This is a genomic window from uncultured Tenacibaculum sp., from assembly GCF_947495995.1.
GTDB lineage: Bacteria > Bacteroidota > Bacteroidia > Flavobacteriales > Flavobacteriaceae > Polaribacter.
This window is the reverse complement of sequence record NZ_CANMAX010000002.1, coordinates 758,490-776,444: the sequence shown is the minus strand read 5'-3', so window position 1 is coordinate 776,444 and position 17,955 is coordinate 758,490. Positions and strand designations below refer to the sequence as shown.

The following is a 17,955-nucleotide window of genomic DNA, read 5'->3' as shown; positions in this document are numbered from 1 at the left end:
CTTCAATTTTCTTTTATGTTGTAGTTCTTAGTTAGGAACACAGTTCCCGTAATAAGATCCATATCTTTTTACGCAAGAAAAGTCACCAGGAAAAGAATACGGAATGTTTTCCCAACAATCTCTACTTGATCTACATAAGAAATTTTGGTATCCACCGTTAATACTTTTTTGTTGCTCTTTGCTTAGTTTTTTTCCTAAGTTTTTTAACATAATAGAAGGTTTTTGAGGTTAAATAATTTTATGAGCAACTAATATACAAAACTTAATGATTCGGGAAATCGATTCAATAAATTATATCAAGTTTTTATTTTAGGATTAATTCAACCCATTCTTCAGGAGTTTCTAGCATAGGAAAATGTCCAGAATTTTCTAAAGTAAATAATTTATTGTGCTGAATTTCTTTTTCTAAAAGTTCAGCAATAGCATAAACAGCAACAGGATCATTTTTTGGCCAAACTATTTTAGTTTTTATAGAAGTTTCTTTCAAAGCGCCAATCCATCTATGCCAGAAAAAATAGCGTTCGTTAATATAATTTGAAAGTTTATGAATTACAGCTTTTCCGTCATTATAGATAAGTTGTAACCACATTTCTTTCAACTCTTCACTAGTAACTTTACTTTTATCAAAATATACATTTCTAATGTTTTTACTAAAGATAAATTCATTCGACAGTTTTGCAACATGTTTTCCTGTGAGTTTATTTTTCAATAACTTTTGAATTAATCGTAACCGAGAGAGTTCAATATGCATACTACCATTACATAAAATAAGTTCCTCAATGGTTACATCAATCTGTTTTTTATTATGACGAGCAATAATTTCTGTAGCCACACTTGTACCGTAATCATGAGCTAATAATGTAAATGTTGAAATATTCAGATGTTTCCATAATTCAAGAGCTACATCAGCTTGTTCAATTAACGAATAAGAATAGTTTGTAGGTTTATCAGAAAAACCATACCCTAAATGATCGTGAATAATTACTCTATACTTTTCTGCAAGTCTATTTAATACTTTATAATAATCATAAGAAGAAGTAGGATAACCATGTAAAATAACCAAAACTGGTTTGTCTTTTTCTTCAGTATCAATTACAAAAATCTTACGATTAAAAATTGTAATAAAAGAACCTTGTTCTTTCCAAGCTGTAGCTGTCATAATTTTCTATATAAATCTGTAAACAAAGTAGTGAATTTTACTTAGTTTTGATATAAATAAAAAACAGAATACTATTTTTTTTATAGACGTCATATTGCCCATACCGATACAAAAAACATTTACGTATTCGGTTACTAAAGAAGAAGCAGATTTCTTAGAAAAAGGAATGCGAGTAGCAGTTTCTTTTGGTAAAACTAAGATGTATGCTGCTTTAGTATTTAATATTCATCAGAATCCACCAGAACTTTATGAAGCAAAAGATATTCATCAAATTTTAGATGAAAAACCTATTGTAAATGAAAGACAATTAAAACATTGGCAATGGATTTCAGAATATTATATGTGTGCAATAGGTGATGTATACAGAGCAGCAGTCCCTTCAGCATTTTTATTAGAAAGTGAAACGATTATTTATAAGAATGAGAGTTTTACAAATATTGAAATTTTAAACGATGAAGAATACCTGATTTTTGAAGCTTTACAAAGACAATCACAATTAACTATTCATGAAATTACGGCTATTTTAGATCGTAAAAAGGTATTTCCTGTAATTAATAAACTGATTGATAAGTCAGTTTTACATGTTAAAGAAGAAATTTATGAAACCTATAAACCAAAATTGGTTAAGTATGTTAGGCTTCATCAAGATTATGAAAAGGAAGAAGCTTTACAAAGTTTACTAACTCAGTTGTCAAGAGCAAAGAAACAAAGAGATGCTGTACTTACTTTTTTTCAATTAAAAACTGAAAAGAAACCTATAAAAGCAAAAACCTTACAAGAGAAATCAGGAGCGTCAAGTCAGATTTTAAAATCCTTAGTTGATAAAGGGATTTTTGAGTTTTATCATATACAAACAGATCGAGTTCATTTTAAAGGAGACGAAAATCCTTTAAAAGAGTTAAATGAACATCAAGAAAAAGCGTTAGCGGAAATAAAAACTTCTTTTGAAACTAAAGATATTACCTTGCTTCATGGGGTTACTAGTTCAGGAAAAACAGAAGTATATACGAAGTTAATTAAAGAAGTATTGGCTGAAGGGAAACAAGTACTGTTTATGTTACCTGAAATTGCTTTAACTACACAGATTATAACACGCTTACAGAATTATTTTGGAAATCAGATTTCTGTATTTCATTCTAAATATTCGGTTAATGAAAGAGTAGAAGTATGGAATAATACTTTAGAACATAAAACAAAAGCTCAAATTATTTTAGGTGCACGTTCAACAGTATTTTTACCGTTTTCTAATTTAGGTTTGATTGTAGTTGATGAAGAACACGAAGTGTCATACAAACAATTTGAACCTTCTCCAAGATATAACGCTAGAGATTCTGCTATAGTTTTAGGAAAAATACATAATGCAAGTGTTTTATTAGGTTCTGCAACACCATCTATAGAATCAAAGTTTAATGCTTTAGAAGGTAAATACGGACTTGTAAATTTAACAAGACGACATGGTGATGTATTGTTACCAAAAATTGAACTGATTGATGTAAAGGAAAAAAGAAAACGAAGAGAAATGGTCGGACATTTTTCTGATCGTTTAATTCAACTAATAAGCGATGCTTTAGAAGAAAAAGAACAAGTAATTTTATTTCAAAATAGGAGAGGATTTTCTCCAATTGTAGAATGTACAACTTGTGGTAATTCGCCTCAGTGTCCTAATTGCGATGTAAGTTTAACGTATCATAAGTATAACAATCAGCTAAAGTGTCATTATTGTCATTATCAACGAGCAATGCCGAATAGCTGTGGAGCTTGTGGAAGTAATACTTTAGACACAAAAGGTTTTGGTACAGAACAAATTGAACTTGAATTGAAAGAGCTTTTCCCTAATCATAATATAGGAAGAATGGATTCTGATACAACACGAGGAAAGTTTGGTTATCAGAAAATTATTGAAGCTTTTGATGCACAGGAAATCGATGTTTTGGTAGGAACGCAAATGTTATCTAAAGGATTAGACTTTAAAAATGTGACTTTAGTTGGTGTTTTAAGTGCAGATACGATGCTGAATTTTCCTGATTTCAGAGCACATGAAAGAGCTTTTCAATTAATGGTTCAAGTTGCCGGAAGAGCTGGAAGATATCAAAAACAAGGGATGGTAGCTATACAGACCTATAATCCTTATCATCAAATCTTACAGCAGGTTTCAACGAATAATTATGAGGAAATGTATAAAGAACAACTGCAAGATCGTTGGCAATATCATTATCCGCCATATTATCGAATCATAAAAATTACATTGAAACATAGAGATTACGTTAGGGTAAACGACGGTATAAATTGGTTAGCAAAATCATTACAAAATGTATTTAGAGAAAATGTACTTGGTCCGTCTGCTCCTGCAGTTTCTAGAGTTCGAAATCAGTATATTAAGAATCTGATTATAAAAATTCCACCGAAACAATCATTACTAAAAACAAAACAAGAAATTCAAAGAATACGAACTACGTTTGAAGCGGTTAAAGAATTTCGTCCTATCCGTTTTATTTTAGATGTAGATGCTTATTAAATTATAAATGCTATGAAATTTAAATATGTAAATCTTAATAAAGAAGAAAAGGTAATTGATTTACCTGTAACTGAAGAAGATTTTAATGAAACCAAATGTTTCGTAGAGGGATCTGAATTAATTGATATGGATTACGATTGGTTGATTTGGGATTTAAGAGATTATTTTATTGAGAAAATGGTTTTAGATCCATTTAAGGAAGAAATCTATTCTTTTTGCAGAAAAGTTCAGTTAGCTGATTTTGATTATAAAGAGAATTCAAGTTCAAAAGATATTAAAGTAGTTCAGATATATTACAACATCTATTCTTGGCATCTCATATTTGTAGCTTGTGAACCAGAAATAGTTTTTCATAAAGAAGATATCGTTAAAGATAGATTAGAACTAGATTTTAATTTCGATTTAAGAGAACTAGAATATTTATTAGAACAGATATTAGATGCCTTAGAGGTAGATTATTCAGAATTTAAAGAAGAAGAAAAAATTGTTACAAGTGACTTAATTATAGATTTTTCGGTAAAGAACATCTTAAAAGAGTGTTGGAAAGAAATAAAAAACGAAACCAATTCTAAAATAGTAGGTGTTGTATTTCAGGCAACTGGTGGCGATCCAGAAAGTTTAGATACAGATGAAGTTATTGGAGATAGTGAAGAATTAATTGTAGAATTCTTTAAGAAAAGAAACATAAAAGCGTAGAACTTATTTCTACGCTTTTATGTTTAAAGCTTGTATTTATCTGTATCATTAATCAATTTAAAACTAGTTTCCTTGTTTTTTAAAATCAAAGTGTCGTTTTTTAGATTAAAGTTAAAAGTTGCATTATAAGATTCGCTATTTCTCTTTTTGTTGTAATAACTCGTGATTTCTTTTCGGTGTGCTTTTATGCTGTCTTTAGGTAAATTCAATTTATTTAAACTGTCTTTAACTAAGAAATAACCAGTTTCTGTATAACATTTTGCGCTTAATGTTACCGATTTTTGTAATGAATCAATAGCAAAGCTTCCGTAGTAAATATTGTCATTAAAGTCTTTAATTTTTAGACCGTAATCGTAATCGAAATAAACTCTAAAATATCGTTCATTAAAGTTTTCAGGTACTGCTTTGTAAATTCCGAAGATTTCCTTTTCAACTAAAAATTCCTTTTTAATATTAGAAATGTAGTTGTATCCATAAAAAACCATTCCACCAATAACTAAGAATTTTATCCAGTATAAGTTTTTTAATTTTTCAGGTAAAATACTTGGAAATAAAGGAGTTTTGATTTTGAATTTCAAGAAATACGATTTGATTCCATCCCAATCAGAAATTAATAAGAAAACACCCATGATGCTTAGTTTGATAGCCATAGAAAGTGCTCCTTGAATATCATAAAAAATATCTACTAATAAGATGTTTATCATGAAGCTTAAGAATAAAATAACTCCAATACGTTCCGTTTTTCTAAATAAAAGTAAAAAGGCAGCAATTATTTGAGTAGATGCTATAATTAAACCATATGTTCTTGAATATCCATAATAATTCCAAGTCAACATGAATCCATTGAAATGATTAATATATTCATCTCCTAAATAGGATAATCCTAAGTCAAATTGACTTTTAAGTATTTTTCCAAAGGCATAGGAAAACATTTTAAACGCGATATAGTATCTACAGATTAAACGTAATAGATATAAGGTATTGGGTTTTAAATTTTCAGATTTAAAAAAACTCTTGATCATAGATTTTAATTTTTTCGAAGCCAAACATAAAATAAAATGAATGAATCTTGAAAAATTTTCAACTATTTTGTTTGATAAAGGCTTATTAAAGTTTCAATCTTATCAAGTTTGTTAATTGTACTTTCCTTTGTTCTATTGTATGCTACTAATGGCTGTATTCCATTACCAATTAATGCGAATCCAAGAATAAAAAGTAATGCAAGCACAGCAAAACTAGCAGCTGCTCCGTAACCTGTAACATCTATTCTTAATATCCCGTGAGGTTTAATTTTTTTAATATAGTAAATATAGCAAAGCGCTAAAGTAGCAATGCCTGTAATCACATATATAATTAAGTTTTGGTAAATACGATATTTAGAAAAGTTGAGTTCTTCAATTTTTTCTTGTAGTTCTTTGGTTTGATGATTAAATAGAATATCTAACTTTATATTCGAACAAGTTGTATCAAAACCTGGAGGAGAGTTTGTTAAAGAACAAATTAAACCTAATGTCAAATTAGCTTTTCTGAGATCACATAAAGCACAATGATCTGTGTTTTTTAGTACTGTATTATAATTTTTCAAGAAGAAATTCTGAATTTATTTGTCTTCAATTCTTATACGCTTTAACATAATTCGAGTATCCAAAAAGTTTCTTTTAGGATAATATTCAGCGACATATTTTTTTCTGTATAAATTTAAAACTGAATTCGTTTTTTCTATTTCTTTGTCTACAATTTCTTTCTGCTTTCTAAACTCTATGAAAGGACCAACTCCCATTCCGATAAGTACTATACCAATCACGAATAATATTATGTTTACTGTAGAATATGCATTTTTAGCATAAATGTAACTAAAGAGATAATAATTAATAAAATGAACAGCCATTCCTATAAGAGGCCAGAAAACGATTCCTCCATAGGCATCAAATTTAGATTCATATAGTTTCTTTCTTTTAAGATCTATATGTTTTATTCTATCATGAGCTACAGTGTCGAATTCTATCGAATTGCAAGTTTTATTAAATGCAGGCGGTTTATTATTTAATTTACAAATAAAACCATGTTTAATATCAGCTTCATGGTTGTTACACAATCTACAGTGATCGGCATTTTTTATCATGGCAATTTTTTAAAAAAGAATTAATTCTAAATATATTTACTTCAAATCTAAAATAAAATCCATGAATTTTGAAAAAGAGTACGATTTAATTTGTGTTGGAGGTGGTATAATGAGTGCTAATTTGGCTTTGTTAGCTAAATTATTAGATCCAAATTTGAAAGTGTTAATTCTTGAGCGCTTAGATGAAGTCGCTCTAGAAAGCTCTGCAGCTTGGAATAATGCTGGTACAGGTCATTCTGCTTTATGTGAATTAAATTATTGTCCTGAAAAAGAAAACGGATCCATAACTATGGAAAAGGCGATTCAAATTTGTACTCAGTTTGAAATTTCTAAACAGTTTTGGGCGTATTTAACTGCTAATGGATATATAGATCATCCGAACGATTTTGTTATGCCTGTAAAACACCATAGTTGGGTAACAGGTAAAGAAAATAGCGATTATTTAGAGAAAAGATTTAAAGCGTACAAAGAACACTTTATGTTCGATACTATTGATTTTACTAGAGATTTTTCTAAAATGAAATCGTGGTTTCCTTTAATTATGGAAAATAGAGAAGAAGATGAAGAAATGGCTGCATCTAGAATAGATAGAGGAACAGAACTAAATTATGGAGCTTTAACTAAAACTTTATTTAAAATTCTAGAAGAAAAGTTTGATACACCTGTTTACTGTAACCAGGAAGTTTTAGATGTTGATCCTGATACAGATTTAGATTGGACTGTTGCAATAAAAAATACACAGACAGGAAAACAGCAAAATGTTGATGCTAAACATGTATTTATTGGAGCTGGTGGAGGTAGTTTATTGTTACTACAAAAAGTAGAGATAGACGAAAAAGAAGGATACGGAGGTTTTCCTGTGAGTGGAGAATGGTTGGTTTGTAATAATGAAGAAATTATCAATCAGCATAATGCTAAAGTGTATAGTAAAGCAGGAATTGGAGATCCACCAATGTCTACACCACATTTAGATACAAGATATATCGATGGAAAGAAATCGTTGTTATTCGGACCATTTGCTGGTTTTAGTCCGAAGTTTTTAAAAGAAGGATCGAATTTAGATTTATTTAAATCCATTCAATTTGATAATATTTCGCCAATGTTAGGTGCTTTCTGGCATAATTTACCACTAACAAAATATTTGGTTCATCAAGTATTAATGGATAAAGAAGATCGTATGGAAGCGCTTCGTAAGTTTATGAAGAATGCGAAAAGCGAAGATTGGGATGTAGTAAAAGCTGGTCAGCGAGTTCAAATTATTAAGAAAGATGAATTTGAAGGCGGAAAGTTAAGATTTGGAACAGAAGTTATAAGTAGTAAAGACGGAAGTATTACTTGTTTATTAGGCGCATCGCCTGGAGCTTCAACTGCTACTGCTATTATGTTTGAAGTATTAGAAAAAGCTTTCCCAGAGTTGTTACAAAATCAGAAAAATAAAGACTTATTAAATGAAATCGTTCCTTTTTACAATAATCAAGTTACCGAAGAGTTGTTTAAAAGTGAATTAAAAAGAGTAAATACTATTTTAAATCTATAAATCAAATTACTTGTTATGAAAGCTAACCTAACCAAACTGTTGTTATGTCTTTTTCTTGTTTTATTGAAAGGTATAGCTAAAGCAGATAATTCATATACTGTTTTCCAAAAAGATAGTATTGTCCAGAAACGTGTGCCACCGTCTAATTTTATAGGACCAAAATATAAAAATGTAGAAGTTTATAAAGTTAGTAATGTACCAGATCCGAAAGAAGGTAGTTCAAATGGATTTGTTTCAGATCCTAATGATTATATATCAGCATCAGAAGAATATAAAATCAATACAATACTTTGGGAACTAGAGGGAAATTCAACAGCTCAAGTTGCAGTTGTAATTTTAAAAAGTATTGGAAATGAAGTACCAAAAGACTTTGCTGTAAAACTTTTTGAAAACTGGGGTATTGGTCAAGCTGATAAAGATAACGGGTTATTGATTTTAACAGTTATAGATCAAAGAAGAACAGAGTTTGAAGTTGGTTATGGATTAGAACCTATTTTAACAGATTTAATTTGTCATAGAATTGGTACAGATGAAATTGTTCCTAATTTTAAAAGAGGTGAATTCGGACAAGGTTTAATTGCTGCTTCAAATAGAGTAAAGCAGATTATAGAAAAACCAGAAAATATTGAAGAAGTTTATTCTCAAGATATAAGTTATTCAGAAAAAAGAAAATCCTCGTTAGGATCAATTTATAATGAGTATCTAGAAGCTCAAGATCCATCGCCTTATAAAACTTTTCTTACGTTTTTACCATTAATTTTTATTTTGTCTGTATATGGAGGTTTTAATGGCTTGTTGTTTTACAGAATGAAAGAAAAAATAGCTATTATTGATAATAGTAAAGAAGATTATTATGATAAGTATAATGAATTAAAAGACACAGCTAAAGGAACATTAGGTTGTTTATCGATCTTTTTAGGACTGTTGTTTCCTATTTATGCTTATTTAAGATATATAACTAGAAGAAAAAAATTAAAAGAATATCGATATGCGCCTAGATTCAGTAGAATGAATGGAGAAAAAATGGAGTTATTAAATGCTTGGGCAGAAAACAAATTCTTAAAAGAAGGTGAAATATTAGAAGAAAAATTGGAGTCTGCTGAGTATGATGTTTGGGCTACAGCAGATGAATCTGATGTAATGGTTTTAGAATACCAAGGTTCAAGCAGAAAGTATTCAGATTGTAAAGAATGTGGTTATAAAACTTACGGTCGTTCTAGTACAAGAATAATAAGAAGTGCGACTTACGAAAGATCAGGGAAAAAAGAAGAAATTTATTTATGTAGAAACTGTAATTATACAGATTCTGTTATTGTAACCATACCTAAAAAGGTAAGATCTCAATCATCTAGCAGCTCTTCTTCTAGTAGTTGGAGTAGTTCTTCATCGTCTTCAAGTTGGGGTGGAGGAAGCTCTGGTGGAGGTGGAGCAGGAGTCAGTTGGTAAAAAAAAATGTTAAAAACAGTTAAGTTTTTTACATAACTTTTTTCGTAAACCTAAAAATTGATTTTTTTAAAAAATTATTAATCAGTGTTTTAGGTTTTTTTGTTTGTGGTTTAGAATTTTTGGTTAGACAAATTACTGAAGTTCAATAATTTAAAAGGGGGTTTTTCCTATTAGAAATACTGTAAAGAATTTCTATCTTTATGATGTAAATAAATCTAATTACAAGATACTTTCTTTCCCCCGATTTACATCTGTGTATGTAGCTTTAAACCTTCTAAAATTCCATTTAGGAGGTTTTATGTTTTTATTCAGGCAACCTTTTTCAAACTCTTGTAGTCTATATATTTGTAAGCAACAAAGAAGATAGATTGAAAATTATATCATTACATACAAAATCTCAGCTTCGATTAAAAAAAGCAATTAAAGGAGATCGTCAAGCACAAGAGCAAATTTTTAATGAATTTTCTCCTAAAATGCTTGGTATTTGTAGACAATATGTAAAAGATATTCACCACGCAGAAGATTTAATGCTTCAAGGTTTTTTAAAAGTCTTCGAAAACTTACAAAAATTTAAAAACGAAGGAAGTTTCGAAGGTTGGATAAGACGAATAATGGTAAATACATGTATTTCCTATCTCAGAAAAAAAAATCAGCTCGAACTTACCGATGAAGAATATCAATTCAATAGTATGGTAACTCATAATATTGAATCGACTTCAATAGAAGATATTCAAAAATTGATTGATAATTTACCAGAAGGTTATAAAATGGTCTTCAATTTATATGCAATAGAAGGTTATAAACATTCAGAAATTGCAGAGAAGTTGTCAATCTCACAGAGTACTTCTAAATCACAATTATTTAAAGCTCGTAAATGGTTACAGGCGAATTATATTAAAATGAATAGGATTAAAGATGCAGAAAGATAGTTTTGAAAATCAAATAAGAGAGAAGTTTAGAGATAGAACATTAACTCCATCTAATTCTGCTTGGGAAAGACTGAGCAATAAGTTAGATGAACAAGAACAAAATAAGCGAACGAAGAAAAAATATAGGTTTTTACTTTATGCCGCTAGTTTAGTATTATTAATAGGTTTAGGTTTTTCTTTCTTTTTACAAGGTGAAAATTCTGAAAACATAGAAGCTCCAAATAACATAATAGTGGTTCAAGATAATATACCAACGACTATTTTAGAAAAAGAAACGGAAATTAAGAATCAAATAAAAGAATCTAAAGAGGTTATACAAGATAATAAAGAAGAGGTAGCAATTACAAAACCTATTCAAATTAAGAAAGAGGAAAAACTAATACTTCCAGATACGAAAGAGATAGAAAATGTTTTAGCTCAAATTCCAGTTGAAAAAGAAAAACCTGTTAAAGAACAAACGGATAAATCTTTAGAAACAATAACAATAATTAAAACAAATAAGAGAATTCGCGTAAATCCAGATGATTTATTATATGCAGTAACTCATACTCCTCAAGAAGTTCAAGCATACTACGCGAAATATAACATCAATAGAAATAGTATTATTGATACAGTACAACAACAACTCAAAAAATCTAATTTAAAGGTAGATCCCGAATCAATTCTGGCCGAAATTGAATTGTCTATCCAAGAAGATGATTTTAAAGAGAATTTTATGCACAAGTTTAAACTTAAACTAACCGATGTTATTGTTGCAATTGTAGACAGAAATAACTAGGAAAAAATTATCGATAATTAGACTAACCAAGCTTTAATTTACATTAATCTTAAATTTAAAACATGAAAAGAATACTACTAATTTTAGTACTTCTATGTACTACCTATGGACAAGCTCAAGAAAAAACTTTTGAAAAAGAGGTAAAAAGAATTTCACTAAAAATTGAAAAAATTACCAAACAAGAGAAAGATAGCTTAAAGAAAAAAGTTAAAACGATTAACGATAAATTAAGTAAAGGTGAGATTACTGAAGAGAAAGCTAAACAATTAAAAAAAGAAGCAGCAGAACTTCATGCAGCTAATATTGAAAATAGAGTAGCTAAGCAAGAAACTAAGCTTCAACAATTAGTTCAAGATAAAACTAATGGAAAAATAGCGAGTGAAGATGACGATTATGATACGTTTTCTATTGGTAAAAGAACGTTTAAATTTAAAATGTTTAGTGATGATGATGATAATTTCTTTAAATGGAAAAGAAAGAGAAATAAAAGAACTACAAGTCAGATCGTTTTAGCTATGGGGGTAAATAATGTGCTTCTAAATAATGATTTAGGATCACTTAACGATTCTGAATACAGATTTTGGCAATCACATTTCTACGAAATTGGTTTTTCTTTAAAAACAAGACTTTCTAAAGAACCTTCTAAAACATATTTTAAATACGGACTTTCTTTCTTATGGAATAACTTAAGATTAGATAATAATCAGGTTCATGAGGTAAATGGAAATCAAACTGATATAGTAGCATTTTCTGAACCACTTTCAGAAAGTAGATTACGTCACGTACAAATGACTTTTCCAATGCACTTAGAATTCGATTTTTCTAAAAATAGAGAATATGAAGATGGTTTTGTAAAAGATAGAACTAATAAAGGAATTCGTTTAGGTCTTGGAGGTTTTGTAGGATTTAAGTTAGGATCAAGACAATATCTAGAATACAGAAACAATACAGGAGTCGAAATAGAAGAGGTACAAAGAGGATCATTTAATATGAATACCTTAAACTATGGACTAAGTGCTTATTTGGCCTACAAATGGTACGGACTTTATGTGAAATACGATCTTAATCCTTTGTTTAAAAATACAGATATTAGAAATTTATCTCTAGGAGTTCGTTTAGATCTACATTAATTTTAAAAAAAAGCAACAATTAATTTGTTGCTTTTTTTTCTTCCCATTCTTTTCTTAAATCGGTAGATAAAGTTCCAGTTCCATCATGTTTCCATCCTGGTGGCTTTATAAGGTATAACAATCGTTTTCCAAAAGTAGTTTTGCTTTTCACAGTGTCGGTAATCATATTATACCATTCTTTAAAAGCTATTTTTACAGGATTATAAGTTTCGATGTTAGTTACTAATCCGTATACAGGTTTTTCATCTTCTGCTTCAAAAGTTCCAAATAGTTTATCCCAAATAATAAAAATTCCAGCGTGATTTCTATCTAAATACTGCGGATTAGTAGCATGATGCACTCTATGATGACTAGGAGTATTAAAAATAGCTTCGAACCATTTTGGCATTTTATCAATCAATTCTGTGTGAATCCAATATTGATATAATAAGCTAATACTCATCTGAAATATAATCATTGCAGGATGAAAACCTATAAAAACTAGCGGAAGCCAAAATATAAAAGTATAAAATCCGCCAGTCCACGTTTGTCGTAAAGCAGTACTTAAATTGTATTTTTTAGAAGAATGATGCACAACATGACTTGCCCAAAACAATCTTGACTCATGTGCTATCCTATGATTCCAGTAATACACAAAATCTTCAGCAAATAAAAGTATAATCCAAGACCACCACGTTGCAGGAATTGTAAATAATCGATATTCGTACAAGAATAAAAATAAACCAAGAGTTAATCCTTTTGTAAATAGTCCAATAAAAACATTTCCTAGTCCCATTAAAATAGAAGTGTAAGCATCTTTAAACTCATAATCTTCGAGTTTAACTTTTACTGTTAGAATAGCTTCAGCAATAACAGTAATCACAAAAAATGGGATTGCATAATGTATAAGATTAGGCATATTTTAGTGGTATATAAATTAATGGCTTTGGTTTTTCAATATACTAAAAGAAAATATCTTAACCTTAATTATTAAATTCGAGATATAAATGCTATATTTGCAAACTTTAAAAAATATATTAAATTTTTAATTATGAATCATTACGAAACTGTTTTCATTTTGAATCCCGTTTTATCTGAGACTCAGATAAAGGAAACAGTAAAAAAGTTCGAGGACTATTTGGTTTCTAAAGGTGCAGAAATGATCCACAAAGAAGATTGGGGATTAAAGAAATTAGCGTACCCAATTCAAAAGAAGAAAAGTGGTTTTTATCACTTATTCGATTACAAAGTATCAGGTGAAATTATTGCAGCGTTTGAATTAGAGTTCAGACGTGACGATAGTATCATGCGTTATTTAACTGTAAAGTTAGACAAGCATGCTGCAGCTTGGGCTGAGAAGAGAAGAGAACGTGTTAAATCTGCAAAAAAGTAATCAGTTATGTCATCAATTGAACAACAAGCAAAAGGAAACAAGCAAGGAGAAGTACGTTATTTAACTCCGCTTGACATTGAAACTAAGAAAGAAGCTAAATACTGTCGTTTCAAAAAGAACGGTATCAAGTACATTGATTACAAAGATGCAGATTTCTTAATGTATTTAGTAAACGAGCAAGGTAAAATCTTACCAAGACGTTTAACAGGAACTTCATTAAAATATCAACGTAAAGTTGCGCAAGCAATCAAAAGAGCTCGTCACTTAGCTTTAATGCCTTACGTTGGAGATATGTTAAAATAATAAAGGAGTAGAACAATGGAATTGATATTAAAAAAAGACGTAGAAAATTTAGGTTTTAAAGACGATGTTGTAACTGTTAAGAATGGTTATGGACGTAACTACCTAATACCTCAAGGATATGCAATTTTAGCTACTTCTTCAGCTAAAAAAGTATTAGCAGAAAACTTAAAGCAACGTGCTTTTAAAGAAGCTAAATTAGTAGAAGACGCTAACAAAGTAGCAGAAACTGTTAAAGGATACGAAATCAAAATCGCTTCTAAAGTAGGTTCTGGAGATAAATTATTTGGATCGGTTAACAATGCAGACGTTGCAGAAGCTTTAGCTAAGCAAGGAACTGAAATCGAGAAAAAATATATCAAAGTTACTGGAGGTAACGTAAAAAGATTAGGTAAATATAATGCTGCAGTTCGTTTACATAGATCTGTTGTTGTAGATATCTTATTTGAAGTAGTAGCTGAGAAGTAAGAAATCAGTTAATTTTACTTTTAAAAAATTAAGCACGCTCATTCTTGAGCGTGCTTTTTTTGTTAGCTTTGTTTTAACGAATTAATCATAATCACATAAAACTAAATCTTTTGTAATGAAAAAGCTTTTTTATTTAGCCTTACTTTTTTTGTCATTACATATTAGTGCACAAGTAACCACCTCTAAAATTAAAGGTACGGTTACAGATAGTGCTGGAGAACCATTATTTGGAGCTAATATTGTAGTGTTACACGTACCTTCTGGTACAGTTTCAGGTGCGGTAGCACAAGACAACGGAAAATACACAGTACCCAACTTACGTGTAGGTGGACCGTATAAAATCACATTTAGTTTTTTAGGTTTTAAATCTAAAGAAGTAGAAAACGTTTTTTTAACTTTAGGAAAAACAACAAACATAGATGCTTCTTTATCTGAAGACGGGCAAACTCTTGATGAGGTTGTTATTTCTGCATCTAAAAGTAAAATTTTTAATAGTGATAGAACAGGAGCACAAACAAGTGTATCTGCGACTCAGTTAAAAACATTACCAACTATTTCTCGTTCAGCAGCAGATTTTACAAGATTAGAGCCTACTGCTAGTAATGGATCTTTTGGAGGTAGAAACGATCAGTTCAATAACTTTTCTTTAGATGGTTCAATTTTTAATAATCCTTTCGGATTAGATGCAGCAACTCCAGGTGGACAGACAGGAGCACAACCGGTTTCTTTAGATGCAATTGAACAAATTTCTGTTTCTGTAGCACCTTATGATGTTACTTTAGCTGGTTTTACAGGAGCTTCTGTAGATGCAGTTACAAAAAGTGGAACTAACGAATTTAAAGGAACTGCTTATGGTTTTTATAGAAACCAAGATTTAACTGGTGGAAAAATTTCAGGTTTTGATGTATTTAAACCTAAATTAAATCAAGTTCAATACGGGGTAAGTATTGGCGGACCTATAATTAAAGATAAACTATTCTTCTTTGCTAATTTTGAAAAAGATGATAGAGTAGACTTAGGTTCTAATTTTCAACCAAGTTCTGGAACTACTATAGGAGTTAACGATTCTAGAGTTACAAGAGACGATTTACAATTAGTAAACAATATTTTAAGTCAGGTTGTAATTGGAACAGATGCACAAGGAAATGATGTATTTTACAATCCTGGAGCTATAGAAGGATTTACTTTCGATCAGGAATCTGTAAAAGGTATTTTTAAATTAGATTGGAATGTAAATCAAAAACATAGATTAGCCTTTATCTATAACTTCTTAAGAGCATCAAAGGAAAATCCTGCACATCCAACAGCTTTAGGGTTTAGAGGACCAAGTGCAGCTACATTACAGTTTGAAAATGCTGGATACGAAATTAATAACAATATCGATTCTTTCTTATTAGAATTAAACTCTAATTTTAATGAAGAAACTTCGAATAAATTACAAATAGGTTATACTCAGTTTGATGATTTTAGAAATCCATTATCTACGCCAGCACCTTCAATCACTATTTTAGATGCTGCTGGATCTTCAAATTATATTATCGCTGGTCACGAGCCTTTTTCTATCAATAATACATTAGATCAAAAAGTACTTCAAATTACAAATAACATGAACTTCTTTAAAGGAAATCATACAATTACAGTTGGTTTTTCTTTTGAAAAATTCATGTTTGATAACTCGTTTAATTTAGGTGCTTACGGAGCTCAAGGAGTATTCTTTCCATCAGGATCAATCAACGATTTTAGAAACTTAGATGCAGCAGGAGAAGCTGCTTTAGTAGCGACATATCAAGCTCAGTTTGATGCAGCAATTTCAGCTAACAATTCATTAACAGCCAATGGAGTTGGAAATCCAGATGGATGGTCTTTAGCAGAAACTAATGTAGGTCAGTTAGCTTTTTATTTACAAGATGAATATGAGATTAATGATGATATTAAGTTGACGTACGGAGTTCGTTTCGATAAGCCTTTATTTTTCGATACTAAAGAAAAGATTCAGGAAAATATAGATAGAAAAGGAACTTACCAACCAGGGAACATTTATTTCGATCCAGAAAATAATCAAGCTACAACATTAAGTTCTTTAGATTTACCATCTAACGATTGGTTAATTTCTCCAAGATTAGGATTTAATTGGGATGTAAATGGAGAAAATAAATTACAAGTAAGAGGAGGAACAGGTTTATTTACAGGCCGTTTACCTTTCGTATGGTTAGGAAACCAAGTTCAAGGAGTCGATTTCTTTTTCTATCAAACAGTAGATAAAGATTTTAAATTTCCACAAGTTTGGAGAACAAATATCGGTCTAGATTATAAATTTGAAAACGGATTTGTAGTAAGTACTGATTTAGCATACACACAAGATATTAATGGAGCTCATGTACAAAATTGGGGATTAAGTAATCCTACAGGTAATTTAGTTGCTCCTGGAGATACTAGATCTGTGTATACAGATGCAGATAAAGCGTTAAATCAATTTGGAGGTCAAACGAATGCTTATGTGTTTACAAATTCAGATAAAGGAAGAACATATAATGCCACTTTTAAAGTAGAGAAATCATTTGAAAATGGTTTGTATACAAATATTGCATATAGTTATTTAAATTCTAAAGATGTAAATTCAATTGAAGCAGAAATCACTGGTGATGCTTTTGCTTTCAATCCTGTAATAGGAAATGCAAATAACGATGTATTGGCTTTTTCTAGATACGGAGATACACATAGAATTATCGGTGTTGCTTCAAAGAAGTTTAATTACGCAGGCGATAAATTTGCAACAACTATAGCTACTTTCTTTGAATATGCACAAGGAGGAAGATTTAACTATACTTATGGTGGAGATATTAATAATGATGGATCAAGAGTAAACGATTTATTATATGTACCTACTTCAGCTGAAGTTACTCAAATGCAATTTTCTGGTGCTGGACAGGCACAAGCTTTTGAAGAATATATCCAACAAGATGATTATTTAAATGGTAGAAGAGGGCAGTACGTAGAACGTTACGGAGCTTTAGCACCTTGGAGAAGCAGATGGGATGTTAAATTATTACAAGATTTTAATTTCAATGTTTCAGAAAACAAACAAAATACCATTCAATTAAGTGTAGATATTTTAAATGTTGGAAACTTAATTAATTCAGCTTGGGGAGTTGTACAACAGCCAGTAAATGTTCAACCATTAGGTGTTGTAGTAGATCAAAATACTGGAGTTCCTACTTATACCTTTGATGGTAATTTAGTAGAAACTTTTACGTTTGATACAAGTTTAAATTCTCGTTGGCAAATGCAACTTGGTTTACGCTACATATTCTAATATTACAAGTAAAAAATACATAAATGCAGAAAACCGCAATTTAAATTGCGGTTTTCCCATTTCAAAAACAGGGTTTTTCCTGTTTAAAATATTAGAATAAGTTGCAAATTGCTAATGCATATACTTTTATATAATTTATTTAGGGGATTATTTAATTATATAAGAAAAATGAAAACTCCGACGTTAGTCG

General features: G+C 30.0%; 17 protein-coding genes. 11 read left to right on the top strand and 6 right to left on the bottom strand.

All coding sequences use genetic code 11. The features are described from left to right. Positions 1-27: 27 nt before the first annotated feature. Entirely contained in the window at positions 28-210 is a 183-nt protein-coding gene (locus Q1A15_RS08720; protein WP_299621858.1) for a hypothetical protein, read from the bottom strand. 94 nt (positions 211-304) lie between these two features. Next, positions 305-1,159: an alpha/beta hydrolase gene (locus tag Q1A15_RS08715; RefSeq protein ID WP_299621853.1), complete on the bottom strand. Its 855-nt coding sequence runs from the start codon at positions 1,157-1,159 to the stop codon at positions 305-307. 94 nt (positions 1,160-1,253) lie between these two features. On the opposite strand from Q1A15_RS08715, the gene priA reads away from it, so the two are divergent. Then, positions 1,254-3,674, top strand: a complete 2,421-nt coding sequence (priA, locus tag Q1A15_RS08710; RefSeq protein WP_299621849.1) for a primosomal protein N' — start codon at positions 1,254-1,256, stop codon at positions 3,672-3,674. Positions 3,675-3,686: 12 nt separating this feature from the next. Beyond that, positions 3,687-4,370, top strand: coding sequence for a hypothetical protein (locus Q1A15_RS08705; protein ID WP_299621845.1), 684 nt, complete (start codon positions 3,687-3,689; stop codon positions 4,368-4,370). A 23-nt stretch (positions 4,371-4,393) separates the two neighbouring features. Here the strand turns inward: Q1A15_RS08705 and Q1A15_RS08700 are convergent, their stop codons facing one another. The 3 genes from Q1A15_RS08700 to Q1A15_RS08690 form a co-directional block, all read right to left on the bottom strand. Continuing rightward, on the bottom strand, positions 4,394-5,302 hold the full coding sequence (locus tag Q1A15_RS08700) for a hypothetical protein (RefSeq protein ID WP_299621842.1): 909 nt from the start codon (positions 5,300-5,302) through the stop codon (positions 4,394-4,396). 152 nt (positions 5,303-5,454) lie between these two features. Beyond that, positions 5,455-5,955: a hypothetical protein gene (locus tag Q1A15_RS08695; protein WP_299621839.1), complete on the bottom strand. Its 501-nt coding sequence runs from the start codon at positions 5,953-5,955 to the stop codon at positions 5,455-5,457. Positions 5,956-5,970: 15 nt separating this feature from the next. Then, the gene (locus Q1A15_RS08690) at positions 5,971-6,492 is read right to left on the bottom strand and encodes a hypothetical protein (RefSeq protein WP_299621836.1); all 522 of its coding nucleotides are present in this window, start codon (positions 6,490-6,492) and stop codon (positions 5,971-5,973) included. A gap of 61 nt (positions 6,493-6,553) precedes the next feature. Between Q1A15_RS08690 and mqo the strand changes: the two genes are divergently transcribed. The 5 genes from mqo to Q1A15_RS08665 all read left to right on the top strand — a co-directional run bounded on the left by mqo (position 6,554) and on the right by Q1A15_RS08665 (position 12,312). Continuing rightward, complete coding sequence (gene mqo, locus Q1A15_RS08685) at positions 6,554-8,029, top strand: malate dehydrogenase (quinone) (protein ID WP_299621833.1); 1,476 nt, start codon at positions 6,554-6,556, stop codon at positions 8,027-8,029. A gap of 15 nt (positions 8,030-8,044) precedes the next feature. Next, positions 8,045-9,475: a TPM domain-containing protein gene (locus Q1A15_RS08680; RefSeq protein WP_299621830.1), complete on the top strand. Its 1,431-nt coding sequence runs from the start codon at positions 8,045-8,047 to the stop codon at positions 9,473-9,475. A gap of 368 nt (positions 9,476-9,843) precedes the next feature. Next, positions 9,844-10,404 carry a sigma-70 family RNA polymerase sigma factor gene (locus Q1A15_RS08675; protein WP_299621827.1) on the top strand — a complete coding sequence of 187 codons (561 nt, stop codon included), beginning with the start codon at positions 9,844-9,846 and terminating at the stop codon, positions 10,402-10,404. Further along, entirely contained in the window at positions 10,391-11,182 is a 792-nt protein-coding gene (locus tag Q1A15_RS08670; protein WP_299621824.1) for a hypothetical protein, read from the top strand. Before Q1A15_RS08675 ends, Q1A15_RS08670 begins: the two co-directional genes overlap by 14 nt. A 62-nt stretch (positions 11,183-11,244) precedes the next feature. After that, positions 11,245-12,312, top strand: coding sequence for a hypothetical protein (locus Q1A15_RS08665; RefSeq protein WP_299621821.1), 1,068 nt, complete (start codon positions 11,245-11,247; stop codon positions 12,310-12,312). A gap of 19 nt (positions 12,313-12,331) precedes the next feature. Here Q1A15_RS08665 and Q1A15_RS08660 read toward each other — a convergent pair whose 3' ends face one another. Continuing rightward, complete coding sequence (locus tag Q1A15_RS08660) at positions 12,332-13,210, bottom strand: sterol desaturase family protein (RefSeq protein ID WP_299621818.1); 879 nt, start codon at positions 13,208-13,210, stop codon at positions 12,332-12,334. 132 nt (positions 13,211-13,342) lie between these two features. Here Q1A15_RS08660 and rpsF point away from each other — a divergent pair, with 132 nt between their 5' ends. The 4 genes from rpsF (at position 13,343) to Q1A15_RS08640 (ending at position 17,765) form a co-directional block, all read left to right on the top strand. Further along, positions 13,343-13,684: a 30S ribosomal protein S6 gene (rpsF, locus tag Q1A15_RS08655; protein ID WP_299621815.1), complete on the top strand. Its 342-nt coding sequence runs from the start codon at positions 13,343-13,345 to the stop codon at positions 13,682-13,684. A gap of 6 nt (positions 13,685-13,690) precedes the next feature. Beyond that, positions 13,691-13,987, top strand: a complete 297-nt coding sequence (gene rpsR / locus Q1A15_RS08650) for a 30S ribosomal protein S18 (RefSeq protein WP_072554894.1) — start codon at positions 13,691-13,693, stop codon at positions 13,985-13,987. 15 nt (positions 13,988-14,002) lie between these two features. Then, on the top strand, positions 14,003-14,452 hold the full coding sequence (gene rplI, locus Q1A15_RS08645) for a 50S ribosomal protein L9 (protein WP_299621807.1): 450 nt from the start codon (positions 14,003-14,005) through the stop codon (positions 14,450-14,452). Between the two features lie 115 nt (positions 14,453-14,567). Further along, positions 14,568-17,765, top strand: a complete 3,198-nt coding sequence (locus Q1A15_RS08640; protein ID WP_299621804.1) for a TonB-dependent receptor — start codon at positions 14,568-14,570, stop codon at positions 17,763-17,765. Positions 17,766-17,955 lie beyond the last annotated feature (190 nt).